Annotated in this window: 27 protein-coding genes and 2 tRNA genes; 16 read left to right on the forward strand and 13 right to left on the reverse strand. The window is 63.1% G+C overall.

The annotated features are described in order from the left end of the window. Window positions 1-163: 163 nt before the first annotated feature. The 4 genes from AC1D0N_RS23395 to AC1D0N_RS23410 all read left to right on the forward strand — a co-directional run bounded on the left by AC1D0N_RS23395 (window position 164) and on the right by AC1D0N_RS23410 (window position 4,105). Window positions 164-1,258 (forward strand): ABC transporter ATP-binding protein, encoded by a 1,095-nt coding sequence (locus AC1D0N_RS23395; RefSeq protein WP_477248112.1) that lies wholly within the window; start codon window positions 164-166, stop codon window positions 1,256-1,258. Between the two features lie 83 nt (window positions 1,259-1,341). Further along, window positions 1,342-2,457: an ABC transporter substrate-binding protein gene (locus AC1D0N_RS23400; RefSeq protein ID WP_477248114.1), complete on the forward strand. Its 1,116-nt coding sequence runs from the start codon at window positions 1,342-1,344 to the stop codon at window positions 2,455-2,457. Window positions 2,458-2,468: 11 nt separating this feature from the next. Next, on the forward strand, window positions 2,469-3,302 hold the full coding sequence (locus AC1D0N_RS23405) for an ABC transporter permease (protein WP_477248116.1): 834 nt from the start codon (window positions 2,469-2,471) through the stop codon (window positions 3,300-3,302). Then, window positions 3,302-4,105, forward strand: a complete 804-nt coding sequence (locus AC1D0N_RS23410; protein ID WP_477248118.1) for an ABC transporter permease — start codon at window positions 3,302-3,304, stop codon at window positions 4,103-4,105. The genes AC1D0N_RS23405 and AC1D0N_RS23410 overlap by 1 nt, the downstream gene beginning before the upstream one ends. Here AC1D0N_RS23410 and AC1D0N_RS23415 read toward each other — a convergent pair. The 6 genes from AC1D0N_RS23415 to AC1D0N_RS23440 form a co-directional block, all read right to left on the reverse strand. After that, window positions 4,102-4,890, reverse strand: a complete 789-nt coding sequence (locus AC1D0N_RS23415; protein ID WP_477248120.1) for a 2-keto-4-pentenoate hydratase — start codon at window positions 4,888-4,890, stop codon at window positions 4,102-4,104. The two genes, AC1D0N_RS23410 and AC1D0N_RS23415, sit on opposite strands and share 4 nt — an antisense overlap. Before the next feature lie 51 nt (window positions 4,891-4,941). Then, window positions 4,942-5,796 carry an arylamine N-acetyltransferase family protein gene (locus tag AC1D0N_RS23420; RefSeq protein ID WP_477248121.1) on the reverse strand — a complete coding sequence of 285 codons (855 nt, stop codon included), beginning with the start codon at window positions 5,794-5,796 and terminating at the stop codon, window positions 4,942-4,944. Between the two features lie 265 nt (window positions 5,797-6,061). Continuing rightward, window positions 6,062-7,501, reverse strand: coding sequence for an FAD-binding oxidoreductase (locus tag AC1D0N_RS23425; RefSeq protein WP_477248123.1), 1,440 nt, complete (start codon window positions 7,499-7,501; stop codon window positions 6,062-6,064). Window positions 7,502-7,779: 278 nt separating this feature from the next. Then, window positions 7,780-8,139: an ArsR/SmtB family transcription factor gene (locus AC1D0N_RS23430; protein ID WP_477248125.1), complete on the reverse strand. Its 360-nt coding sequence runs from the start codon at window positions 8,137-8,139 to the stop codon at window positions 7,780-7,782. 306 nt (window positions 8,140-8,445) lie between these two features. Further along, window positions 8,446-8,522 (reverse strand) — tRNA-Arg (locus AC1D0N_RS23435). Window positions 8,523-8,586: 64 nt separating this feature from the next. Continuing rightward, window positions 8,587-8,892, reverse strand: a complete 306-nt coding sequence (locus AC1D0N_RS23440) for an ETC complex I subunit (protein ID WP_477248127.1) — start codon at window positions 8,890-8,892, stop codon at window positions 8,587-8,589. A gap of 192 nt (window positions 8,893-9,084) precedes the next feature. On the opposite strand from AC1D0N_RS23440, the gene AC1D0N_RS23445 reads away from it, so the two are divergent. From AC1D0N_RS23445 to AC1D0N_RS23470, 6 genes are all read left to right on the forward strand, one after another. After that, on the forward strand, window positions 9,085-10,248 hold the full coding sequence (locus tag AC1D0N_RS23445; protein WP_477248129.1) for a flavin-containing monooxygenase: 1,164 nt from the start codon (window positions 9,085-9,087) through the stop codon (window positions 10,246-10,248). Beyond that, window positions 10,245-11,951, forward strand: a complete 1,707-nt coding sequence (locus AC1D0N_RS23450; RefSeq protein WP_477248131.1) for a M20/M25/M40 family metallo-hydrolase — start codon at window positions 10,245-10,247, stop codon at window positions 11,949-11,951. The genes AC1D0N_RS23445 and AC1D0N_RS23450 overlap by 4 nt, the downstream gene beginning before the upstream one ends. 211 nt (window positions 11,952-12,162) lie before the next feature. Further along, a complete protein-coding gene (locus AC1D0N_RS23455) occupies window positions 12,163-14,778 on the forward strand; it encodes a bifunctional diguanylate cyclase/phosphodiesterase (RefSeq protein WP_477248356.1) in 2,616 nt (871 codons plus the stop codon). 75 nt (window positions 14,779-14,853) lie between these two features. Then, window positions 14,854-14,930, forward strand: a tRNA-Pro gene (locus AC1D0N_RS23460). A 272-nt stretch (window positions 14,931-15,202) separates the two neighbouring features. Continuing rightward, window positions 15,203-15,517 (forward strand): hypothetical protein, encoded by a 315-nt coding sequence (locus AC1D0N_RS23465; RefSeq protein WP_477248133.1) that lies wholly within the window; start codon window positions 15,203-15,205, stop codon window positions 15,515-15,517. Window positions 15,518-15,695: 178 nt separating this feature from the next. Then, the gene (locus AC1D0N_RS23470; RefSeq protein ID WP_477248135.1) at window positions 15,696-15,962 is read left to right on the forward strand and encodes a hypothetical protein; all 267 of its coding nucleotides are present in this window, start codon (window positions 15,696-15,698) and stop codon (window positions 15,960-15,962) included. A 223-nt stretch (window positions 15,963-16,185) separates the two neighbouring features. On the opposite strand, the gene AC1D0N_RS23475 is transcribed toward AC1D0N_RS23470, so the two are convergent. The 5 genes from AC1D0N_RS23475 to AC1D0N_RS23495 form a co-directional block, all read right to left on the reverse strand. Then, entirely contained in the window at window positions 16,186-16,569 is a 384-nt protein-coding gene (locus AC1D0N_RS23475; protein ID WP_477248136.1) for a type II toxin-antitoxin system VapC family toxin, read from the reverse strand. Further along, window positions 16,566-16,823, reverse strand: coding sequence for a type II toxin-antitoxin system Phd/YefM family antitoxin (locus AC1D0N_RS23480; RefSeq protein WP_477248139.1), 258 nt, complete (start codon window positions 16,821-16,823; stop codon window positions 16,566-16,568). Before AC1D0N_RS23480 ends, AC1D0N_RS23475 begins: the two co-directional genes overlap by 4 nt. 95 nt (window positions 16,824-16,918) lie before the next feature. Further along, on the reverse strand, window positions 16,919-17,620 hold the full coding sequence (hdaA, locus tag AC1D0N_RS23485; protein WP_477248141.1) for a DnaA regulatory inactivator HdaA: 702 nt from the start codon (window positions 17,618-17,620) through the stop codon (window positions 16,919-16,921). A 5-nt stretch (window positions 17,621-17,625) separates the two neighbouring features. Next, entirely contained in the window at window positions 17,626-18,825 is a 1,200-nt protein-coding gene (locus AC1D0N_RS23490) for an AI-2E family transporter (protein ID WP_477248142.1), read from the reverse strand. Then, window positions 18,797-19,354 (reverse strand): CDP-alcohol phosphatidyltransferase family protein, encoded by a 558-nt coding sequence (locus tag AC1D0N_RS23495; RefSeq protein ID WP_477248144.1) that lies wholly within the window; start codon window positions 19,352-19,354, stop codon window positions 18,797-18,799. The genes AC1D0N_RS23490 and AC1D0N_RS23495 overlap by 29 nt, the downstream gene beginning before the upstream one ends. Before the next feature lie 187 nt (window positions 19,355-19,541). Between AC1D0N_RS23495 and purM the strand changes: the two genes are divergently transcribed. The 6 genes from purM (at window position 19,542) to AC1D0N_RS23525 (ending at window position 22,849) form a co-directional block, all read left to right on the forward strand. Continuing rightward, the gene (gene purM, locus AC1D0N_RS23500; RefSeq protein WP_477248146.1) at window positions 19,542-20,621 is read left to right on the forward strand and encodes a phosphoribosylformylglycinamidine cyclo-ligase; all 1,080 of its coding nucleotides are present in this window, start codon (window positions 19,542-19,544) and stop codon (window positions 20,619-20,621) included. Continuing rightward, complete coding sequence (purN, locus tag AC1D0N_RS23505; RefSeq protein WP_477248148.1) at window positions 20,618-21,325, forward strand: phosphoribosylglycinamide formyltransferase; 708 nt, start codon at window positions 20,618-20,620, stop codon at window positions 21,323-21,325. The genes purM and purN overlap by 4 nt, the downstream gene beginning before the upstream one ends. 73 nt (window positions 21,326-21,398) lie before the next feature. Next, window positions 21,399-21,674, forward strand: a complete 276-nt coding sequence (locus AC1D0N_RS23510; RefSeq protein WP_477248150.1) for a type II toxin-antitoxin system ParD family antitoxin — start codon at window positions 21,399-21,401, stop codon at window positions 21,672-21,674. Window positions 21,675-21,678: 4 nt separating this feature from the next. Continuing rightward, the gene (locus AC1D0N_RS23515; protein WP_477248152.1) at window positions 21,679-21,972 is read left to right on the forward strand and encodes a type II toxin-antitoxin system RelE/ParE family toxin; all 294 of its coding nucleotides are present in this window, start codon (window positions 21,679-21,681) and stop codon (window positions 21,970-21,972) included. A gap of 16 nt (window positions 21,973-21,988) precedes the next feature. Then, window positions 21,989-22,183, forward strand: coding sequence for a hypothetical protein (locus AC1D0N_RS23520; RefSeq protein WP_477248154.1), 195 nt, complete (start codon window positions 21,989-21,991; stop codon window positions 22,181-22,183). Window positions 22,184-22,312: 129 nt separating this feature from the next. Then, a complete protein-coding gene (locus tag AC1D0N_RS23525; protein ID WP_477248156.1) occupies window positions 22,313-22,849 on the forward strand; it encodes a SixA phosphatase family protein in 537 nt (178 codons plus the stop codon). Between the two features lie 109 nt (window positions 22,850-22,958). On the opposite strand, the gene AC1D0N_RS23530 is transcribed toward AC1D0N_RS23525, so the two are convergent. Both AC1D0N_RS23530 and dapB read right to left on the reverse strand, forming a co-directional pair. After that, window positions 22,959-23,189, reverse strand: coding sequence for a DUF680 domain-containing protein (locus tag AC1D0N_RS23530; RefSeq protein WP_477248158.1), 231 nt, complete (start codon window positions 23,187-23,189; stop codon window positions 22,959-22,961). Between the two features lie 349 nt (window positions 23,190-23,538). Continuing rightward, on the reverse strand, window positions 23,539-24,324 hold the full coding sequence (dapB, locus tag AC1D0N_RS23535; RefSeq protein WP_477248160.1) for a 4-hydroxy-tetrahydrodipicolinate reductase: 786 nt from the start codon (window positions 24,322-24,324) through the stop codon (window positions 23,539-23,541). Window positions 24,325-24,384: the final 60 nt, after the last annotated feature.

Raw genomic sequence — 24,384 nt, forward strand, 5'->3', positions numbered from 1 at the left:
ATTGTAGAAATACGCAAACTTTCAGTGCGCCCTCGAGGCAAGGGACATTCGACCCAAAACCCGCCACCCGTGAATCAAATTTGCCGATGAGGCGAAAACTATTCGGTTGCGGTGAGGCCGCGCCCTGCCCTACGATTTCGTTCAACGCTAGGGAAAGGGCAGGATGCAGCAACCCGGCCGGGCCGCAGAGATCAAGGCAATCGGGATCGGCAAGAGCTTCGGCTCGTTCCGTGCGCTGGACAATCTGTCGCTCAATATCGGCCGCGGCGAGTTCCTGACCCTGCTCGGCCCCTCCGGTTCGGGCAAGACCACCTTCCTGATGATCCTTGCCGGCTTCGTCCAGCCGAGCGATGGCCGCCTCTATAGCGACGGCGTCGACATCACCGACCGGCCGGCCGAGCAGCGCGCCGCCGGTATGGTGTTCCAGGGTTATGCGCTGTTCCCCCATATGAGCGTCGAACAGAACATCGCCTTCCCGCTCAAGGTGCGCAAGAAATCGGCGGGCGAGATCAAGCGGCGCGTCGGTGAGATGATCGATCGCGTCGGGCTGGTCGGCCATGGTAAGAAACTGCCGGCGCAATTGTCGGGCGGCCAGCAGCAGCGCGTGGCGCTGGCGCGCGCGCTGGTGTTCGAGCCCGGCGTGCTGTTGCTCGACGAGCCGTTCTCGGCGCTCGACAAGGGGCTGCGCGGCCAGATGCAGGCCGAGATGAAACGGCTGCACCAGGAGACCGGCACCACCTTCGTCTTCGTCACCCACGACCAGAGCGAGGCGCTGGCGCTGTCGTCGCGCGTTGCCATCTTCAACCACGGCAAATTGCTGCAGGTCGGCGCGCCCGACGAGGTCTACGACCGGCCGGACAACCGCTTCGTCGCCGAGTTCCTCGGCGAGATCAACATGCTGCCGCTGAAGGGCGTCAGGCCCGCCGACAATGGCTCGACGGGCCTGTGCGAAGACCGCGCGGTCTCCATGCACTGCAAGGCCGAGAAGGTCCGTGGCGACGCCATCCTGGCGATCCGGCCCGAATACATGTCGATCGCGCGTGAAGCGACCTTGGGCGAGAACGGCATTGCCGCGACTGCGATCGCCTCGACCTATCTCGGCGCCGCGACGCGGCTCGACCTGACCACGAAGCAAGGCGCCAAGGTGACGGTCTCGGTGCCGAACGAGGTTGCTGCCGCGGCGCTCAGCAAGGGCAATTCCGTCTGGCTGACCTGGCCGGCCGAAAAGGGTTTCCTGCTTCCGGACGGAGGACAATGACGATTTGAGTGGCAAGCCTTCGAGCGATGATTCCAAGGTTGACACTAACCAACTGAACGACCAACGAAAAAAGGGGAACTGACATGACAAATGAAACCAAGAAACACTCCATCGAGGCGCTGTCGGCCAGGACCGTGCGCGGCGAGATCTCGCGCCGGCAATTCACCCAGCTCGCCGCACTTGTGCTGGCCGGCACTCCGATGCTGCTTCGCTCCTCCGGTGCCTTTGCCGCGGCGAAGGAATTGGTGCTGGTGAACTGGGGCGGCGACGCCATCACCGCTTATGACGCGGCCTACGGCCAGGCCTTCACCAAGGACACCGGCATCACCGTCAAGATGGACGGCTCGGGCCCGACCGAAGGCGCCATCGCCGCACAGTTCAAGAGCGGCGCCCCGACCTGGGACCTGGTCGACGTCGATCCGTTCTCGGCGATCACGCTCGGCGCCCAAGGCATGCTGGAGCCGATCGACTACGCCGTCGTCGACAAGAAGAAGATGCGCGAGGGTTTTGGCTGGGAATACGCCGCTTCGACCTATTTCTTCTCCTATGTCATCGCCTACGATTCCGAGAAGTACGGCAAGGACGCCCCGACCGGCATGGCCGACTTCTTCGACGTGAAGAAGTTCCCGGGAAAACGCTCGCTCTACAAATGGGGCGTGTCAAGCTGGGAAGCGGCGCTGCTCGCTGACGGCATCGCGCCAGCTTCGCTCTATCCGCTCGACCTCAAGCGCGCGCATGACAAGATCGCCGCCTTCAAGGAAAACGTCGTTGCCTATTGGGGCGGCGGCGCCGAGAGCCAGAGCGTGCTGCTCAATGGCGAAGCCTCGATGGCCATCGTCTGGTCGACTCGCGCCTCGCTGATCGAGCAGGACTCGGGCGGCAAGATCAAGTTCATCTGGGACCAGGGCCTGATCTCGCCCGGTGCGCTCGCCGTGCTCAAGGGCAATCCCGGCGGCAAGGACGCGGCCATGAAGTTCATCGCCAGCGCTCAGGACCCGGCAAAGCAGCTGGTGATGTTCGACAAGCTCGGCCAGGGCCCGGCCAATCCGGCTGCCGACGCGCTGATCCCCGCCGACAAGAAGCGCATCAACCCCGTCGATCCCGAAAACATGAAGAAGCAGATCGCGCTCGACATGGACTGGTACGCCAAGAACTACGGACCGGCGCTCGACGAATACACCAAGATCATCTCCGCCTGATAAGGGCGAAGATGAGAGGTTACCTCTCCGACAGGATGGGCGCGGCGCTGTTGATGGCGCCGCTGCTCCTGTTTCTGGTTTTGGCCTATGCCTGGCCATTCCTCGGCGTCGTCAAATGGAGCTTTACCCTGCCGACGCCAGGGCTTGGCCAGTATGGCGCGCTTGCCACTGACGAGCTGGTGCAGTCGGTGTTCATTCGCACGTTGCGCATCGCCGCCATCGTCACCCTGGTTTCGGTCACCGCAGCCTACGCCATCACCGTGGTATGGGTGCGCGGCACGCCGGTGCAGCGCGTGATCGCCGAGTTCTGCATCCTCGTCCCCTTCTGGATCTCGGTGCTGACACGGGCCTTCGGCTGGGTGGCGCTGCTGTCCAATCGCGGACTGATCAACACCTGGCTGCAGGCGATCGGCTTCATCTCCGAGCCGCTGGCGCTGGTGCGCAACGAATTCGGTGTCATCGTCGGCATGACGCATTTCCTCATCCCCTTCGCCGTCTTCCCGCTGGCATCGGCAATGCGCAGCCTCGACGACCGCGTGCTTTTGGCGGCGCGCGGGCTGGGTTCCAGCCGAATGCGCACCTTCTGGTCGGTGTTCGTGCCGATGACGCGTTCCGGCATCATCGGCTCGGCGATGATCGTCTTCGTCTTCTCGCTTGGCTTCTTCGTCACGCCGGCGATCCTCGGCGGCGGCCGCAGCGTCATGATCGCCGAGCTGATCTATCTCCGCATCTTCCAGAGTCCAGACTGGGGCCTGGGTGCAGCGATCAGCGTCGTGCTGGTGCTGTTCGTCGGCGCGCTGATGGCGCTTCTGTTCCGCTATGTCAGACCGAAGCAGCTGATCTGATGCCGACCTATCGCCCCGGTCCCGCCTCGCTGATCATCGCCGCCTTCGTCGCGCTGTTCCTGCTGATGCCGCTGCTGGCGGTCATCCCGGTGTCGCTGACGCCGAGCCGCATGCTGGCAATGCCGTCTGGCGAACTGTCGCTGCGCCACTACCGGGCGCTGATCGAGGACCCGCGCTGGATCGACGCCATCCTGCTCTCGATCCGGATCGGCATCGTCAGCAGCGCCTTCTCCACCGTGCTGGCGCTATGCTTCAGCCTCGGCGTGTGGATGTTCCAGCCGCGCTTCACCGCGGTGCTGGTCGGCTTCGTGCTGCTGCCGATGGTGGTGCCGCCGGTGGTTTCGGCCATCACGCTCTACTTCCTGTTGACCTCGATCTCAGGTTTCAGCTCGTTCTTAGGCTACGACACCTGGCTGGGTGTGGCGATGGCACATGCGGTGATGACGGTGCCTTTCGCCACGGTACTGATGCTGGTGTCGCTCAGCCAGCTAGACCGCCGCATCGACCTCGCCGCGCGTGGGCTCGGCGCCACCGTGTGGGAGCGCGCCACCCGCATCATCATGCCCAACATCAAGTTCGGCATCATCACCGCCGCCCTGCTCTCCTTCGTGCTGTCCTGGGAAGAAATCGGCGTCACTTTGTTCATCACCTCGGTCAACGCCATCACGCTGCCCCGGCTGATGTGGATGGGCCTGCGCGACAACATCGACCCGGCGATCGCGGCGCTCTCGGTGATCCTGATCATCATCACCGTGCTGGTGCTGGCGGTGCGCAGCATCGCCGTTAGGCAGCGGCCGCACTAGACAAACCTGACCGAGACCCTGCCAAACCGGCCCAGATCGCCGGTGACTTCGTCACCGGCCTCGACGCTTATCGGCGTCACGCAGGTGCCGGTAATAACCACCTGTCCCGGCTGCAGGGCTATGCCCAGGCCCGACAGTTCATTGACGATCCAGGTGAGCGCGATACGCGGGTCGCCCAACACAGCTGCCCCTGTCCCGTTGTACCGCGACTTTCCGGAAACGAAAGCGACCACCGGGTGCTTGGCGAGGTCCACGTCGCGCCAATCGTCGTCTACCGCCTCGCCGATGACAAACAGATTGGCGCAGGCGTTGTCGGCGATGAGTTGTGCCGCCCCGACAGCGCAGAAATCGTCATAGCGCGAGTCCGGTATCTCGATCGCCGGGTGCAAGGTCGCCACGGCCTCCATCACTTCGGCGATTTCATAGGGTGACGGACGAGGCGGCAGCTGGCGGCCGAAACGGAACGCAAATTCGATCTCGGCCACGCGCATCTTGCTCGTCGCCAGGGAAACGGCCCCGCCAACCTCAACCGCTTTTTCGGCCAGCAGACGCCCGGCCATCGGGCCGTCGACGTTGATGTGCCTTTGTCCAGCCAGGCTGGTTGCGGCAATCTTCCAGCCGAAAAGCGGCGCCACCGAGCGATCCATCACATGCGCCTGGATGGCGTAGCCTTCGATCCGCGTTTGCGGCCGCAACGCCTGGGGTATGGCGTCGAGGCGGGTGCCGTTGTCCCAATGGTCTACCAGCAAACGCGACGCGGCCCTGGCCTTTTCTGGGTCGAACATCGTCAGCTCCGGAAATCCGTGGGGTGAATGATTTCGTCGAGATGCGGCACGCTAAGCGAAGAACGGATGCGGCGCGCCGCGCGTCCCTCGTTGTTCCATATGAGCGACGGCCGTTTGCAATTTGGTCTCGGAAAGATGGAGGCCAAACTCGTTCGCAAGCACATCGCGAAACCCCTCGATGCCGTTTATGGTACGCCGTTCTACCTCACCTGATGGGTATCGCCTATTGAAGCGCGAATTAAACAGGGTCAGTCGCGTTCTGTTTGGTCCAGGACGCGCCGCGATCAGGTTGTTGAGGTATGGGCTCTGCGGATGACTGGCGGTAAACCAGTTGCAAATCTCGTACTCGGCATCGACACGAGGAAGAAAGACAACCCTGTAGATATGCTCCCATCCGGTTCCCAGCCTGGACTGCAGCACCAACTCATCCCCCATCTCCAAAAACCGCACGATCTCGTGGGGAGTCTCTTGCTCCTCCTGCGTAAAGAGCTTCAGCGCGGTCGTCGGCGCAAGATTTCCAAATCCCACATCTGCAAGGAACGAGCCCTCCGGTAGTTCCACCCGCAAAACCATATGCAGCATGGGTCGAGGCGCATCGATCTCCAATCCGCGCACCACGCGAGCCTGAAGGCTTGTCACCTTGTATCCGAGCGCCAGCAAGCCGGCGCGAAACAGCATGTTCTGTTCAAAACAGTAACCGCCTCGTCCGCCAAAAATTATCTTGGCCTGCAGCGACAGGGGATCGAGCGCGGGGGGGATATCCAGAAGAACGTCGATGCTCTCGTAAGCAATGGCCGTCGCGTGCGCAGTCACCACCGCTTTGAGCGTTTTCAACGTCGGATCACGCGACCCATCGTATCCGATACGGGAAAGCCAAGCGTCGACGTTGAACTGGCTATCTGGCATTGGACCCCGCCCCTCGCTCGCATCGGCCAAGGGTGCCAATGAAACACGCCTCGTTCAAGGCAAATCTGTCCCGGATCCAGACAGGATCGAAGCTGCGGCCATCGGCTCGGAACGCTCCTCCAGCCGTGCCGATGACGCAAGGATCAAGCTTGGGCGGCGATCATCCGATTGCCGGCCCGGGCCGTTCCGAACCGAAGCTCATTGCGGCAAAATCGATTGCGATATTCGCTCGCGCAAATCTCCGGTCCGGGGCATGCGCTGCCGCTCAAGCGGCGCGCTGGCTTTCTTTCGGTCGCAGATTCTGGTTCATGCGGAACAGGTTCAGCGGGTCGTAGCGCTGCTTGACTTCAAGCAGCCGGCGATAGTTGCCGCCATAGGCCGCTTCGACCCGGTCGACCTCGTCCTCCGGCATGAAGTTCACGTAAGCCGTGCCGGCGGCATAGGGCTTGACCGCCTCGTAGATACCACGAGCCCAATCGATGCAGGCCTTGTCCATTGCCGGTTCGCGCCAGCGGGCGTGAACGTTCATGACGAAGTGCGAGCTGCGCTGCGGAAACGCCGTTGCATCTGCTTTGACGCGGCCTGCCGCACCCCCGACATGGCCGAAGAAGATTTCGCATTCGGGGCCGGGAAGCCTGGTAATCGCCGCGGTGGTGACGCCAATCGCGCCGTCGGCAAGCTCGGTCAGGTCATGGCTCTTCCAATAGTTGCGGGCGCCGGGCGCCAGCAGCGGGTCAAACGCCTGCTGCCAGCCGGTGAACGGGTTGGGACCGACCACGTCGGCAATCGGCTTGCCGATGGCGCGAAGTTTTTGCGTCGCCTTTTCGCCCGCCTGGATGTCGCCGCAATAGCACATGGCCAGAACCAGCACCTCTTTGCCATGCCACTCGGCCGGCAGGAAGGGCAGCGGCGGCGCCTGCCGCATGACTATCCAGCAGGTCAGTTCGTCGGGTGCGGTTTCAAGCGCCTTGCGATACTCCGGCAGCACCTTTTCGGCATCCGCGAAGGGATGGACGACGAGCCCTGACAGAACCTGCGGACCCATCTGGTGAAGCTGGAACTCGAACGCGGTGACGATGCCGAAATTGCCGCCGCCGCCACGCAGCGCCCAGAACAGGTCCGGATTGTCCTTCTGGCTGGCGCGCAGCAACTTGCCATCGGCGGTGACCACATCGGCTGAAACAAGATTGTCGATGGTCAGGCCGAATTTGCGGGTGATCCAGCCGAAGCCGCCACCCAGCGTCAAGCCTGCTATGCCGGTGGTCGAGTTGATACCCGTCGGCACCACCAGGCCAAAGGCCTGCGTTTCCCGGTCGACATCGACGAGCGTGGCGCCGGGTCCGACCCATGCCCGCCGCGCCGCGACATCGACCCGCACCGACTTCATCGCCGACAGATCGATCATCAGGCCGCCATCGCAAACGGCACTGCCGGCAATGTTGTGGCCGCCGCCGCGCACGGAGACGAGAAGCCTGTTTTCCCTGGCGAAATTCACGGCGCTGATGACGTCGGAGGCGCCGACGCAACACGCGATCAGCCCAGCCCGCCGGTCGACCGTGGCATTCCAGACGGTGCGGGCGACATCGTAGGCGGCATCGCCTTCTCTCAGTAACGTGCCACGCAATTGCGCCGAAAGCGCTTCAAGGGCTGCGGCGTCGACGGTCGTCTTGCCGCGGTCAAGCGTGGTGAGGCTCATGCTGTTCATGGTTTCCTCCCGATTTGCTTTGTGAGCCGTTCTCCCCCCAACGCTTCGAACTTTGCTCTTATATTAGAAATCACGCAAGTTCGACGCTAGCCGGCGTAGCGGCCATGTCGACGCCCAACGATGTGCGGTTTGGCCGGCCTGGACGACCGAGCGCTGGGGAGGCGCAAAGTCCATGAAAATACGATCGGCGCCGGCATGGCGCCGACGTCGATGTCGCACTTAAGGGTAACGAAGCCCGGCCGTGAGGCCGGTCAGCCAATCCAGGCTTGTGGCTGCCCTCAGGCTGCCTGCACCCGGCGCAGCCTCTCGGCGACGTAGCGCGGGGCCTGCCCCGACAGCGGTTTTTCCGTCGCCAGGAAGCCATCCAGCATCGCAAGCAGTTCGCGCGCCGCTCCGGACGACGAGGAGTAATAGACCATCTGGCCATCGCGACGGGCATCGACAAGCCCGAAGGCCCGGAGCTTGGCAAGATGCTGCGACAAGGCCGATTGGCTGAGTTGGACTTGCTCTGCAAGAACGCCGACCGAGCGTTCGCCGGCGGCCAGATGGTTCATGATCAAGAGCCGCTTCTCGTTTCCCATCAAGTTGAGAAAGGTTGCGGCAGTATCGGCATTGGCGACAAGTTCTTTCGAGATCATCGATTTCCTATGCTTTCGCGCTCGTGACGCCATTGACGCGATGGCGCCTGCAGACCTGTGGATGCGCCGTTGCGATGGTTTCGTCGTATCTCGCCCGCCGGCACCAATCAGACTAAAGTCTTAGAAAGTGTCAGACCAAAGTCTATCAGCGCTGCGTTCTTTCTACAAGACCGTAACGATTTCCGCTGGCGACCTGCCTTGCAAAGTAGCAGGCAGGAATGGCGCAGACGTCCACTTCGCACTCCGTGGAAAAGCGGAAGACGTTGGAACTTTTGAACGACGCCTGAGCCAAACCATTGAAATATATGGCGATCCCGACAGGATTCGAACCTGTGACCATCGGCTTAGAAGGCCGGTGCTCTATCCAGCTGAGCTACGGGACCACTGGGGCCGGCCCAGGGACCGGCTGATCTTTCCATTGGCGCTGGCGCTGCCCGGCTGTGCCGGTCAATGCGTCCAGGGCGTCCTGCGGTCATAGCGGAAATTCTCCGCATAGGAAATCTGGCGGCGCTTGGTTTCCTTCGGCTCCTCGACGCGGAAGGCCAGCCCTTCCTTCTCGGCATAGGCCACCGCTTCTTCCCTGGTGTCGAAGGTCAGCCTGATCTGGCTTCTCATATCGCCGGAGGTCGTATAGCCCATCAGCGGGTCGATCTTCTTGCGCGATTCCGGATCGAATTCCAGCACCCAGTGGCCGGTCTTGGCCTTGCCGGACTGCATCGCGGTTTTGGCTGGGCTGAAAATGCGCGCTGACATGGGCACCTCGTTGCTGGGTCAAGGCGGCTGCGCCGCCTTGTTTCCGTCAATACTGTGCAATGGTCCCGGCGGCAAGGCTTTGCAACGGCGGCGCATCCCGCGCCTCCGCCAAGCGGCATCGGCCAGATACACTGGCGTGCCAATCAGGGCTATGCTGACGACGGTGACAGATACAGGCTTGGAAGCAGGGTCTTGCACGTTCCTACCGGCCAGGAAGCGATTTTCGACGGCGCGATCGTCATCGGCGCCGGCGGCGCCGGGCTGGCCGCTGCCCAGGCGCTAATCAAGGCCGGTGTGCCGACAGTGGTTCTGGAAAAGGAAACACGGCTGGCCGAGCCGTGGCACCGGCGGCACGAACATCTGCACCTGAACACGCATCGCGATCTCTCGGCGCTGCCCGGCGTCGCCTTTCCCGCCGACACCCCCGCCTTCCCGCACCGGACCGCCGTCATCCGCCATCTGAACGCGTTCAGCGCAATACACCGGCTGCCGGTCGAGTTCGGCGTCGCTGTCGAGGAGGTCGTCTTCGACGGCGACCACTGGCTGGTGCGAACCAGTGGCGGGCCGCGACTGGCACGCCACGTGGTGATCGCCACCGGGCGCGACCGGCAGCCGTTCATCCCGGCCTGGAAAGGCATGAGGGATTTTGCCGGGCGGATCATCCATTCGGCCGATTTCGGCGCGGCCGAGGACTATGCCGGCAGACAGGTGCTGGTGGTCGGCGCCGGAAACTCCGGCTTCGACGCGCTCAATCACCTGGCGGGTGCCAACACCGCACAGATCTGGCTGTCGGCGCGACACGGCCCTGCGCTCTTGCCCAAGCGCATCGGCCGGATCGCCGTCCACCGGTTCTCGCCGTTGCTGGCGCGCTTGCCGCTCAGGCTCGCCGATGCGGTGATTGCGGCGACGCAGCGGCTGGTCTTCGGCGATCTCAGGAAGTTCGGCATGCCACCAGCACTTTCGGGCGGGGCGAGCCGCCTCACCTCGCACTACACCGCGATCGCCTCCGACGACGGCGCCGTCGACGCCATCAAGACCGGCAGGATCATCGTCGTGCCACAAATTCGGGAATTCACCCGCGACGGTGTCGTCCTCGACAACGGCATGCTGATCCAACCCGATATCGTCATCGCCGCGACCGGCTACCGCACCGGGCTCGAGACCATGGTCGGCAAGCTCGGCGTGCTCGATGGCAAGGGCGTGCCGCTGTTCAACGGCGCCGACAGCGACCCGAAGCTGCCCGGCCTGTGGTTCACCGGCATGCGGCCGAGCATTCGCGGCTGTTTCGCCAACGCCCGGATCCAGGCGAAGGCGATCGCCGACCGGATCGGGCGCCTTGAACTTTTGCGGCTTTGACTTCAAACTTCGCGGAAAGCCATTCAGGCTGGAGACGCAGCATCGACCAGGCCCGACGACTATCCAGCCACGCGAGGGACTGGGCCACGACACTGACCCTGCAGCAGAGCGTCACCGGGACGCCCGGCGAGGCCGCGTTCGGACCCTGGCTTGCCGAGAGATTGCGCAGCGATCCGGTCTTTGACGGCGCCGAGATCTGGACCATCCCGGTGGCCGAGGGCGATCCACGGCAATGCATGGCGATGTTGATGCGCGGCAGCGGCCGCGGCACCGTCATTCTGACCGGCCACTATGACACCGTGTCGATCGACGACTATGGCGATCTGCGGCCGGTGGCGACCGATCCCAAGCGGCTGTTGGACGGCCTGCGGCAAAGACTGGCCAAGCGCGCCGATACGCCGGCAGCCTTGCGGGCCAAGGCCGACTTTTCGACGCAGGATTTCCTGCCGGGGCGCGGCCTGCTCGACATGAAGGCCGGTCTTGCCGCCGGGCTGGCGGCGAGTGCGGCGTTCTTCGAAGCCGTCGCCAAGACCGGCAACGTCCTGTTCCTTGCCGTCCCGGATGAAGAGAACAATTCGGCCGGGGCGCGGCGTGCGGCACAGGAACTGCCGCGGATCGCCGGGGAACGCGACCTCGATTTCGTCGCCGCGATCAATCTCGATGCCATCGCCGATGACGGCGACGGCAGCCAGGGCCGCATCATCGCGCTCGGCACCGTCGGCAAGGTGCTGCCGACGGCTTGCGTCGTCGGCATTCCGGCCCATAGCGGCTTTCCGCTGAACGGCGTCAACGCGGCAACGCTGGCCGCGGCAATCGCGGCGCGCGTCGAATGGGCCTCGGAATTGACCGATGCGCAAGCCTCCCTGCCGGGCACGCCGCCAAGCCTGCTCAGCATGCGCGACGGCAAGTCCGGCTATGACGTGACGACTCCGGCGACGGCGTTCGTTACCTTCAACGTGCTGAATTACCGCCGCACGACGGCCGACGTGCTGGAGCGTTTCGACCGGCTCTGCCGGGAGGCAGCATCATCCCATCTCGACCAGTTGCGCCAGCGGATCGCCCAATCCGGCCATGCCGGTGCCGCCAACGCGCTGGGTACGGCGATCCCGATCCATCGCTACGAACAGGTGGAAGCGGAGGCGGTGCGGGTCAATCCCGGCAGCCGGGGAGAATTGCAGGCGACCGGCGGTGCGCTCGCCGCTGGCGGATTGTCGCTGCCCGAACAATGCCTAGTGATGACCGAGCAGGCGTGGCGCCTCAGCCAGCTGCCCGGCCCAGCTGTCGTCACCGGGTTCGGCTCAATCCCCTATTTGCCGACCAACCTGTCCGACAGTCCGGCCGCTGCAAGGCTGCGCGCCATTGCGTTGGAGATCGCCGCCACTGCTGAGGCCCGTTACGGCGTCGCGATCGGTTGCACAGACTATTTTGCCGGCATCTCCGACATGAGCTTCCTTGGCGAGGCGGACGAAGGCGAGATCGACGTTGTTGCCCGCAACACGCCGATGTGGCGAGCCGGCGTGCGTTGGCCAGACAAGAACGGGGTCGGCAACATTCCAACAATCAACGCAGGGCCATGGGGACGCGACTATCACACGCCGCTCGAACGGCTGCATGTCGGCTATGCGTTCGAAGTGCTGCCGCACTTGATCGGCGATCTTGTCGAAGCCCTGCTTGGGTCGGATGCGATATCGCCGATCCTTTAAGGACAAGGTACCGGCAATCAGGCTCAAACCCCCGCGGATGCATACAAAACATCGATAATTTCATGTTTGCGCCGCAGGTCTCGAAATTTTCCAGGCGCTATGGCAAGTCAAAGTTAAGTAGTTCGGGCTAACGTGACTGCGGCCCTGTTCGGGCCTGGAGGCAAAACAGGTCGACGCGCAATTGACTTCTTTCAACACCAGCTTCGGCCGCATTCGTCAGGCCGTGTTTTCACCGGCCAACATTCCGGCGGTGATTGCTGTTGTGGTCATCGCGATCTGCGCCGCGTTTGCCGACCATCAAAATCGAGTTGTCGCAGAGCAGGCGGCGCGGGCTGATGTGCTGGCGCGGGTCAATCTTGTGCGAACCAAGCTCGAAGGCAATATCAGTGGCAGCCTGCACCTGGTCAGGGGCCTGGTCGCGACGATTGTGACCGAACCCTATATGGGCCAGCAGCGTTTCGCCCAGCTGGCCAGCAATGTGCTCAGCGAGGACACGTTGTTGCGCAACATCGCCGGCGCGCCGGATCTCGTGGTTTCCCTGATGTACCCGATGGCCGGCAACGAAAAGGCCATAGGTCTCGACTACCGCACCGATCCAAAGCAGCGCGAAGCCGCGCTCAGGGCGCGCGACGAGAAAACGCTGATCCTGGCCGGCCCGGTCGACCTCAAGCAGGGCGGCAAGGGCTTCATCGGGCGCTTTCCTGTCTTCGTCAAAGGGGCCGCCAACAGCGACCGTTTCTGGGGTATCGTTTCGGCGGTCATCGATGTCGACCGGCTTTACGAAGCCAGCGGCCTGCTCGACCCCGATCTCGGCCTCGACATCACCCTCACCGGCAAGGATGCGACCGGCGTTGCCGGCGCGCGCTTCTTCGGCGACGACAGTGTCGGCCAGGACAATCCGGTGACGGCCGACGTCATGCTTCCCTCCGGATCCTGGCAAATCGCGGCGATCCCCAAGGGCGGCTGGACGTCGACGGATGCCGAGGTCTGGTGGCTGCGCGCGGTGATGGCGGCGGCTGCGGCAGCGATGGTGATACCGATCCTTGTGGCGGGCCGGCTGGTCGGCGAGCGGCAGCGCAATTACTCCGAACTGCGGCGCCTGTCGCGACGCCTGGAACTGGCGATGGAAGCGTCTGCGATCGGCGTCTGGGAGCACGATATCGCCAGCGGCTCGTTGGTGTGGGACGACCGGGTCAACGAGATCTACGGCAAGGAACCAGACGGCAAGCCGCGCGGCTATGAAGACTGGGCCGGAGCCATCCATCCGCTCGATCTGCCCCGGGCCTTGGAAGATTTCGACCGCTCGGCCTCCACCAAAGGACCTTACTCGTCGGATTACCGGATCGTTCTTCCCAATGGCGAAATCCGCTATCTGCGCACCAGGGCAGCATTCTTCCAGGACGGCAACGACACGCCAAAGATGATCGGTGCCGAGTGGGACGTAACTGCCGATGTGCTGTTGAACCAAGACCTGGAACGGGCGCGGCAACTGGCGGAGACGCGCAACTCCGAGCTCGAACTCGCCAAGTCGCGCATCGAGCACAATGCGATGCACGATTCGCTGACCGGCCTGCCGAATCGGCGATTTCTCGACGAGATGCTGGAGAGCTTCTCCCGCAAGCCGGGTGATGGCCGTATCGCGCTGCTGCACATCGACCTCGACCGCTTCAAGCAGATCAACGACACGCTTGGCCATGCGGCCGGCGACGCGATGCTGATCCATGCCGCCGAAGTGCTGAGCGCCAATGTTCGCGATCATGATTTTGTCGCCCGCATCGGCGGCGACGAGTTCGTGGTGGTCAGTTGGAATTGCGACGACAAGGAACTCGCCCAGCTCGCCGAGCGGATCATCGCCGAGATGCGCCAGCCGGTTTACTATCAGGGGCACCAATGCCGCTTCGGCGTCAGCGTCGGCATTGCCACCGACGACGGCCCAAACCTCGTCGGCAAGGACCTGCTGGTCAATGCCGACATCGCGCTCTACCGGGCCAAGAGCAATGGCCGCAACCGCTATGAATTCTTCTCCAATGCCCTGCAAGAGAAGATCGTCAACACAAAGCGGGTTGCCGACGAGATTCTGGGCGGCCTGGAACGCCAGGAATTCGTCGCCTATTACCAGCTGCAGTTCGACGCAAGGACGCTCGAGATCGCAGGCGTCGAGGCGCTGGCGCGCTGGAAACATCCGACAATGGGAATTCTACCCCCGGACCACTTCCTGAGCATCGCCGAGGAACTGAACGTCGTCTCGACGATTGACAAGGTGGTGCTGGAGCAGGCGCTGGCCAGCTTCGACGAGTGGGCGACTGAGGGACTCCAGATCCCCCGTGTATCGGTCAACGTGTCGGCACGGCGGCTCCAGGACAAGGAACTGATCAAGGGCCTGCGCGATCTCAACATCAGGGCCGGAACCGTCTCCTTCGAACTCGTCGAATCGATCTTCCTCGATGAGAGTGACGATCTCGTGACCTGGAACATCGAGCAGATCAAGCATCTCGGCATCGACATCGAGATTGACGATTTCGGTACCGGCTATGCCTCCATAGTCAGCCTGCTCAAGCTGCGGCCACGGCGCCTGAAGATCGACCGCCAGCTGATCAGCCCGATTGTCGAATCCGAACAGCAAAGGCAGCTTGTCGCATCGATCATCGAGATCGGCAGGTCGCTTGGCATCGAGGTTGTCGCGGAAGGCGTCGAAACCATGGAGCATGTCCGTATCCTGCAGACGCTCGGCTGCGACATGCTGCAAGGCTACGCTTTCGGCGCCGCCATGGATTTGAAGACGCTCAAGGGATTTGTCCGGTCACGGCGATGGCGCGCGGCTGGCTAAAGCGCGTCGCGTTCGTTGCCGTTCGCGGTTTAGGGGTTGCACAGCCGCGCCCGGAACCTTATACGCCGCAAAGCTCGGAGTGTAGCGCAGCCTGGTAGCGCATCTGGTTTGGGACCAGAGGGTCGGGAGTTCGAATCTCTCCACTCCGACCATTCTTCCTCTCAGTGATACAAAGACCCATCGTGGCCGATAGCGCCAAAGCGTTCGCCGTACGGGGTGCGGCCAGGAAAACCAACCCATCGGCTGGCGCAAACGGCCGCCTGGAAGGGCGCGCCGGAATGGCGCATGGCAGCCTGCCGGTTTGCGGCTCCATGCGCGCCAAGAATGCGAGCTTCACCAGGTCTTCGCCGGCTGAACTGCCGAATTGGTTTGGAACGCGAATTCATTCCGCGAGTTGAGTGTTATTCGATCCAAGGAGTTAACAATGAAGAACCTGATACTCGCTTCCATGATCGCGTTTGCCGGATCGGCCGCTGTCCTCGCACCGACGCAAGCTGCCAGTGTGATCATCCAATCCGACGACGGCGATCAATATTTTCCCGACAATGGTGAAATACAAATTCGCCGTCATCACAATCGCCACATCGATTACAACGACAACAATGACAATTACGGCGACGACCAGAACAATGACTGGCAGTGGCAGCGCCAGCACCGGCATCACCGGTGCCATATTGAGCTGATCAAGCACTGGCGCCATCATCACAGGGTGATCGAGGAGGTCAGGGTCTGCAATTGACCTGATCATTCGAGATTTGCTCCGGCCGGGCTTCGCTGGCCGGAGTGCTGCCTTGCGGCTGCGATTGAGCTTGGGCAAGCGAATGGCTCCCCCGGACCGAGCGCACCTGCGGCACCGACAATCCCCTCGCTTCCATCGCTGTCGCCGGTCTAGACTTCGGCAAAAGAGGGGATTCTGGATGCTTGGTCTTGAAGCGTGGCTGTCGCTGATTGGCCCTGCCTACTTCGCTTATTACGGTTTCACGATTCCGGTCATGGTCGTCTGGGCAATTGTCTGCGCCGCCCTGTGGATGTGGAACAACCGGCCAAGCAAGAGGCAGGACGGCAGCGCCGCCCGCTCACGGTTCGCCAGCCTGATGTTTTTTGTCGTCGTCGCCGTCTGCTATGTGGCGGCGCATACGGCGGTTTATCTGGTGGTCCGGCATCTGGCCGGGCTGTGGGCGTGAAAGGAGCGCCCTTTTACAGGACGCTCTGGCGACCACTCGATCTGAAGGCAAGCTCGCCGGGCGAGAACCCCAACAGCCTCATTCCCGACGAGCCTACTAACCTGATTTGGAACGCAATCAGGACCGGGGTTAGCCGGCAAGACGATAGCAGCAAGACGGATGCCAGCAATTGCATCCCAAAATGGGACAGTGAAGCCATCCCCGGTGTCCTGTCGGGGCCGTGTCAGAGCACGCTTTCTATATCGGTCTTCGAAAAATCGTCCCCGACATAGAGCAGGCGGCAGGCATGTTCCTGCGCCACCTCATAGGCAAAACAGTCGCCGAGGTTGAGCGCGGCCGGGTGAACACCCTTGCCCCATTGCGCATAGGCCTCGGCGATACGCCGCGCAGAAGCCGGCGTCACCGCCGCGACCTCAAAGCCCAGCCCCTCGATCAGGCTGGCCAGTTCCTGACCGACATCGCGCCTGGCTGCGACGATCAGCGCTTCGGCCACGGTGCCGGCTGAAATCAGAACATTGTCTTCGGCTTCCAGGGCAGCGATGCAGGCATCGGCCTGCGACTCGTCGAGGACGATCGCCATCAGGGCCGAGGTATCGACCGCGATCATTCGGGAAGGCCATGGTCGTTGTAGAGGAAATCCTGACTTCGCGCTGCAGATGGTCCCGCCTTTGCCTTGGCGGCGCCAGCTGCCCGCGCCGCCTCAAGCAAGGCACGGCGGCCCTTTCTGTTCGGCATCGGCTTGACCGGAACCAGCCGCACGGCGGCATGGCCGTGGCGCGTCAGGATCACTTCATCACCAGCCTCGGCACGACGCACCAGTTCGGTCAGCTGGCCTTTTGCATCGGTGACGGATACCTGCATTGGTTTCCCCTAACGGACCAGATAATGGTCCATAACTAGGAAACAAATAGACCATTCAATGGTCCATTGCAACCGGACGATGCGCGCAAGACAGCCTAAATCTCGAACTCGCCCTGCCCTTCGTCCATGGCGCTGACGGTCTCGGCGGCCAGCGCCCTGGTGATCGGCGTCTTGCGCTCGAGGGCCGTGCGGTCCAGCCGCTCGACCACGCGCATGGCGGTCGCCAACGAGCGCTCGATGCGGCGCACCAGATATTGCACGACATGCGGCTCGACCTCGACCTGGCGGTCGGCGAACAGTTTGGTGATGACGCCGGCCAGCAAGAGATCGTCGGGTTCGTGGATCTCGACCGTCGCCGCCGCCTTCAGCCGTGAGGCAAGGTCGGGCAGCGCAACGCCCCAGGCGGCGGGAAAGCGCCGTGCGGTCAATAAAAGCTGCGAGCCGGCGCCGCGCACCGCGTTGATCAAGTGGAACAATCCGGCTTCGTCGACCGGGCCGGCATCGACATCGTCGATCAGGGCCGGCCGCGCGCCAAGATTTGCCATGCAGTCGCCGATGCGCCGGGCGTCGACCCTCATCGCGCTGGCGCGGGCGCACCAGATCGAGGCCAGATGGGTCTTGCCGGAGCCCGCCGGGCCGGCCAGCACGACCACCGGCGAGGGCCAGTCCGGCCAGCGGTCGACCAGCACGACTGCTTGTTCATTGGTGCCGGAGACGACGAGATCGTCGCGCGAATAGCCGGTGCCATGGCCGAGATCGAGCGGCAGTTGACGCGGCGTTTCGGATTGGTCCGCCATCAGGCTCAACCGCGCGGCCCGCCCCTGCGGCGGCTGGCCGGCAGCGGCGCAACAGGCTCGGCGCCATGGCCCTTGTAGAGCGGCGATTCGAGATAGCGGGCAATGGCAAAGCGCACCAGCACGGCAATGGCGGCAGCGGCCGGCACGGCGATCAAAAGGCCGACGAAGCCGAACAGCGCCCCGAAGGCAAACAGCGCAAACATCAGCCACACCGGATGCAGGCCGACGCTTTTGCCAACCAGCCGGGGCTGCAAGATGTTGCCCTCGATGAACTGGCCGACGAAGAACACGCAAGCGACCGCCACCACCATGGTCCAGTCGGGCCAGAACTGGACGAAGGCGACGCCGACCGCCAGCACCAACCCGGTCAACGAGCCGACATAAGGAATGAAGGAGATCAGCCCGGCGAACAGGCCGATGAGGATGCCGAAATTGAGACCCGTCAGCGTGAGCCCAGTGCCATACATGGCGCCCAGCACCAGGCAGAGCGTGCCCTGGCCGCGCACGAAGCCGGCGGTTGCCGTGTTGATGTCCTTGGCGATGCCCCTGACGGTCTCGACATAGTCGCGCGGCACCCAGCTGTCGACGATCGCCACCATGCGGTCCCAGTCGAGCAGCATGTAAAAGGCAACGACCGGAGTGACCACGAACAGGCTGACCACCGAGACAAGGGCCACGCCGGAGCTCCAGATCGAGGTGAACACGGTGGTGAGCAGGCCGAAGCCGGAGGTCAGCAGCGAGTTCAGCCCGTCGCGCAGGCCGTTGGCGTTGACGCCGAATTTCTGTTCGATCCATTTCGGATCGAAAGAGGTGATCAGGCTCTGCAGCCGGGTCAGATATTCCGGCAGCTTGTTGGCGAAATCGGCCATCTGCGTCGCCAGCACCGGGATCAGGATGACGAAGGCCAGCACCAGGATGACGATGAAGGCGATGAGGATGACCACTGTCGCCATCAGCCTTGACAGGCCGAGCCGCTGCAGCCGGTCGGCCACGGGATCGAGGAAATAGGCCAGCACCATGCCGGCGACGAAGGGCAACAGGATGCTGGAGAAGACATAGAGGAACAGCGCCAGCAGGCCGGCGCTGGCCAGCCAGAAGAAGATTTGACGCCGAAACGCCAGAGACGCAGCTTCGCTGGCCACAGCCGCTTCAGCAGCCGCTTCGATGGATCCTTGGTCAGGTGCCCGGGGTGGAGCCTTCGCCATAGCCGCTCATATGCCTCAGCCAAGCCACGAGATAGGCCGCGGCCGAAGCCACGGTCAAGACCCCGGACAGCAATATGAGCGCCGGCCTGAGCGGGTCGAGGTGGATGGCAAGCGCGAGCTCGCCCAGCACCACCGCCGCCAGCACGATCTGGATGGCGGTGTTGGCCTTCGACACGAACAGCGGCTTCATCTCCACCGGGTGGGCCATGACGGTGGACAGAACGACGGCGCAGACGATCAGCCCGTCGCGCGACACCATGGTGACGACCAGCCACAGCGGCAGCTCGCCGATGAAGCCCATGACCACGAACACCGAGACCAGCAGGAGCTTGTCGGCCATCGGGTCGAGATAGGCGCCAAGCTCGGAATGCTGGTTGAAACGGCGGGCAATGAAACCGTCAACGCCGTCGGAAATGCCGGCGACGAGAAAGCCGGCAAAGGCCCAGTCCCAGCGCATGTTCAACATGGCCAACACCACCGCCGGCACCAGCACGAAGCGCATGATCGTGATCATGTTGGGGATGGTCAAACGCAGGTCCCGTCGCTTTTGATTTGCTGATACATGATGGAGACTGGGGGTGCGTGCAAGGACCAAGGGCGCAGGGGCCGCTGTCCACGATTTTATCGAGGGCAAAAGACCGGCATTTGGCCGTTATCCTTGCAGACCGAAACTGTTCATGCGAAGAGCCCGCAAGGGAAACAGCGACGAGCCGGACATGACGAAGCGCGATACAGCCAAGCGCAAGAACGGGCTCACCTATGCCGAGGCGGGCGTCGACATCGATGCCGGCAATCTCATGGTCGAGAAGATCAAGCCACTGGTGCGCGCCACGCGCCGGCCGGGCGCCGATGGCGAGATCGGCGGCTTTGGCGGCCTGTTCGATCTCAAGGCCGCCGGCTTCACCGACCCGGTACTGGTCGCCGCCAATGACGGCGTCGGCACCAAGCTGAAGATCGCCATCGACGCGGGAAAACACGACACGATCGGCATCGACCTCGTCGCCATGTGCGTCAACGACATCGTCGTGCAAGGTGCGGAGCCGCTGTTCTTCCTCGACTATTTCGCCACCGGCAAGCTCGATCCCGACCAGGGGGCCTCGATCGTCGGCGGCATCGCGGAAGGCTGCCGGCAGGCCGGCTGCGCGCTGATCGGGGGCGAGACGGCGGAAATGCCCGGCATGTATCACGGCAACGACTACGACCTTGCCGGCTTTGCCGTGGGCGCCGCCGAACGCGGCCAGCTTCTGCCGACCGACGACATTGTCGAGGGCGACGTTTTGCTCGGCCTCGCCTCATCCGGCCTGCATTCCAACGGTTTTTCGCTGGTGCGCCGCATCGTCGGCGTCAGCGGCCTTGCCTGGAACGACCCGGCGCCTTTCAACGATGAGGCGACACTGGCCGAGGCTCTGCTTGAGCCGACGCGCATCTATGTCAAGTCGATCCTCAAGGCGATTCGCAACACGCATGGCATCAAGGCCCTGGCCCATATCACCGGTGGCGGCTTTCCCGAAAACATTCCGCGCGTGCTGCCGAAAGACTTTTCCGCCGAACTCGACCTCGACGCGATAGAAGTGCCGGCGGTGTTCTCGTGGCTGGCCAAGACCGGCGGCGTGGCACCGGAAGAGATGATGCGCACCTTCAACTGCGGCGTCGGCATGATCCTCGTCGTCACCTCCGGCCAGGCCGCACAAGTCGCCGCCGTGCTGCAGGAGGCCGGCGAAACGGTAACGCCGATCGGCCGCATCGTGCCGCGCCGCGATGCCGGCGTCATTTATCGGGGCTCGATCGGCCTATGAACAAGAAACGCACCGTTGTGCTGATTTCGGGACGCGGTTCCAACATGACGGCGCTGATCGCGGCGGCCAGCGACCCGGCCTATCCCGCAGAGATCGTCGGCGTCATTTCCGACCGGGCCAATGCCGCCGGCCTCGGCATCGCGGCGGCCCGCAGCATCACCACCAAGGTCATCCAGCGCTCCGACTATGCCAGCAAGGAAGCCCATGACGGGGCAATCGACGCGGCCCTGGTCGGGTTCGGCGCCGAGATCGTGGCGCTGGCCGGCTACATGCGCATCCTGGGTGCCCGTTTCGTCGAGAAGTGGCTGGGGCGCATGGTCAACATCCACCCTGCCCTGCTGCCGGCCTTCAAGGGCCTGGATACGCATGCGCGGGCACTGCGCGCCGGCATCCGCATTCATGGCTGCACGGTGCATTTCGTCACCCTCGACATGGATGACGGCCCGATCATCGCCCAGGCGGCTGTGCCGGTAATGATCGGCGACAATGAGGATACCTTGGCCGCTCGCGTGCTCAAGGCCGAGCACCGGCTCTATCCGCTGGCGCTGGGGCTGGTCGCCGAAGGCAAGGCACGCATGGAAGGCGGCCGCACCGTGCTCGCCCACTTCGCCGACGATGCCGACAACGGCACCTCGGTGGTGATGGCGCCCGACCCGCTGCGCGAAGAGCGCGATCTCGAGCAACTGGCGCGAATTACGCCCTGAGAGACCGACCCGAAACCTCCAAACTTGAAGATGGTAGCAAATATTGCTACCATCTTCAGAAGGAGACAGGTTGATGGCGACAGTCGAAAAAGTCAGCGTAGCGCTTTCCCCGGAACTGCTGGACATGGTCAAGGGCGCCGTGGCCAGCGGGCAATACGGGTCGGCAAGCGAAGTCATCCGCGAGGCGCTGCGAGAATGGCGGCTTCGACAGCCCTTGCGCGAAGCGGAAGCCGAGCGGCTGCGTAAAGCCTGGACGGAGGGGTTGGCGAGTGGTCCGTTTGCGCCTTTCGATATCGATGACATCAAGCTGAAAGCCCGCAGCCGGTTGAGCGAAGTCGCCAAAAAATAGCAGAATGACTGATATCCGCATCGTCCGCAGCCCGGCGGCCGAAAACGATCTGATCGAGATCTGGTTTGGCATCGCTCAGGACAGCCCGCTCGCCGCCGACCGCTTTTTGGACGCCATCGCGGAGCGCATCCTGCAGCTGGCAACCTTCCCTGAATCCGGCCCGCGAAGGCCGGATATCGGTGCCAAGGCGCGGGCGCTGACGATCGGCAACTATCTTGTGCAGTATCGCCTTGCCGACGAGCGTGTCGAGATCGTCCGCATCGTGCGCGGCGCGCGCGACGTTTCAGCGCTATTTTGAAGAACCGAGCGGACCGATGGACGTTTTCGACAGCGCAATCCGGGCAAGAGGCGATCTGGCTGGCGTGTTCGAATATGACGAGACTGGAAATCAGCAAAACGCCACAGCATATTTCTACCTTTACCAAAATCCGGCGGGCCCAGTCATCGATGCAATCCACATTCTATCAGGCCCTTGGGCCATCACCGAAGCGGACATTTCCGTCAGATGAGATAAGGATGAAAGGCGTGTAGGCCTGTTCATCTTTGATGGCGGCTTTCGATACGGCGACGGGTATGAAGCATGGTGGTGGTAAGGCAGAGACCTTCAACCTGACATCCCCTGGTCCTGAGTTTAGTCGATGAAACAGCTGCTCCTCCTGCGCCACGCCAAGTCGAGTTGGGACGATCCCGGACTTGCCGATTTCGACCGGGCGCTGTCCGGGCGCGGGCTGAAAGCGGCACCGCTGGTTGGGCGCGAACTGGCCAGGCGCGGCTGGCTGCCCGATCTGGCACTGGTCTCACCAGCGCTGCGCACGCGTGACACATGGCGGCTGGTGGCGGCCGAATTGCCCATGGGAGCGCCTGTCGAATTTACCGAGGCGCTCTACGAAGCGACGGCGGTGGACATTCTCGCCGAGGTAGGCAAGGCAAGTGCCGCGACCAACACGGTTCTGGTGCTCGGACACAATCCCGGGCTGGAAGAATTCGCGCGGCGCCTTGCCGGTACGCAATCGGATGGGGCGGCGGTGAACCGGCTTGCGGAAAAATTCCCGACCGCGGCGCTGGCCCGTTTCGTCATTGGCACCGACTGGACCGAACTCGCCTTCGGCGAGGCGCGGCTGACGCATTGCCTCAGGCCGAAGGATCTGGGCCTCAGACCGAAGGATCTGGGGTAGACTCTTCGATCTGGCGTGGTTCAAGTCTGGATGGAACGAGGCATAGGCTGCAAAAAACAAGAGCGGCGGGCCAAGCCCGCCGCTCTTTGTGGTCGAAGATTTAGTGGAATCAACGGCCCCAGATGCCTCGGCCGGACTGCGCCGGAACATTGGCATTGGCGTCACCCTGTGCCTTTTCAGACTTCACAATCGAGCCGGTGAACGAGTGGTCGATGTAGGAAGAAGACAACTGGCTGGCAACCGGCTGGTTGTTGTCGCCATAGTGGTCGCTGCCGTTGGCAAAAGCGGCGCCCGTGGCGACGAGGATGGCGGCGGCGGCGGTAAGAGCGATCTTTGTCATTTTAAGTGCTCCAGTATTTTCAATGTTCTGTCCATCAAGTGGCGTGCCTTGGGAGGAATTCGCGTCGCTCGGACCACCCCGAGATGGGCCTGCCTGGTGCCATTACCAATCACGAAAATGTGTGAACCGAACCGTTCGGTTCGATCTTGAAATTCGCTAAATGACGCTGCGGCCACAATTTTCTATCGAGATATCATGTGGTTAGCTTATAGCACTGGCTATATGACGCGGCCAATCGCCGGCCGTCGTTCACAGAACACGATACAGTGCGTCAACATAAATCGAACCGAATGGTTCGATTTCGTACAAGTGGCGCTGCGACCATCGCAACCTCGAGAGGGATTCGCGGTCAGCGTGCTGCCTTTTTGTTGAGCCCGAGCACGTCGCGCATGTCGTATTGGCCGGGCGGGCGGCCCGCCAGCCAAAGGGCGGCGGCGATCGCGCCACTGGCGAACATCGAGCGGTCGCTGGCCGAGTGCCTCAGCGTCAGCACCTCGCCATCGGCGCAGAAGCTGACACTGTGCTCGCCGACGATGCCACCGCCGCGCATCACCGCAAAGCCGATCTCGCCAGTCGGGCGTGCACCAACAATGCCGTCGCGGGCTCGCCTGGCGACGGCATCCAGCTCGACGGCGCGGCCTCTGGCGGCGGCCTCGCCCAGCATCAGCGCCGTGCCCGACGGCGCATCGATCTTCTGTCGGTGGTGTGCCTCAAAAATCTCGATGTCACAGGTCTGCGGATCGAGCGCCCTCGCCGCTTGCTCGACCAGCCCGACCAGCACGTTGAGCCCAAGCGAGAAACTGCCGGAGCGCACGATGGCGACGGTCTGCGAGGCAGCGGCAATAGCGGCCAATTCAGCGTCGTCGAAACCGGTCGAGCCGATCACCAGCGCCGGCCCGCCGCGCTCAGCGCAGACCCTGGCGAGCTCTGCCGACGCGGCCGGCGTGGTGAAGTCGACGACGACGTCGGCAAGGACAAGCGCCTCGTCGCGCCCGACCAGCCCCTCGCCGGTTGTGCCCGGCCGATGGAAGCGGGCAGTGAGCGCCAGCCGCGCATCGGCCTCGACGGCTTCCACCATCTCCCGGCCCATGCGGCCGAGCGCGCCGGCGATGGCTATCTTGAGGGGTTGGGGCAACACGCCTCCGGTTTGGAAAGGTCGGGCTTAACCAACAAGATAGGAGCTAACCCTACGAAG

It is taken from the genome of Mesorhizobium sp. P2_E10, assembly GCF_056404235.1.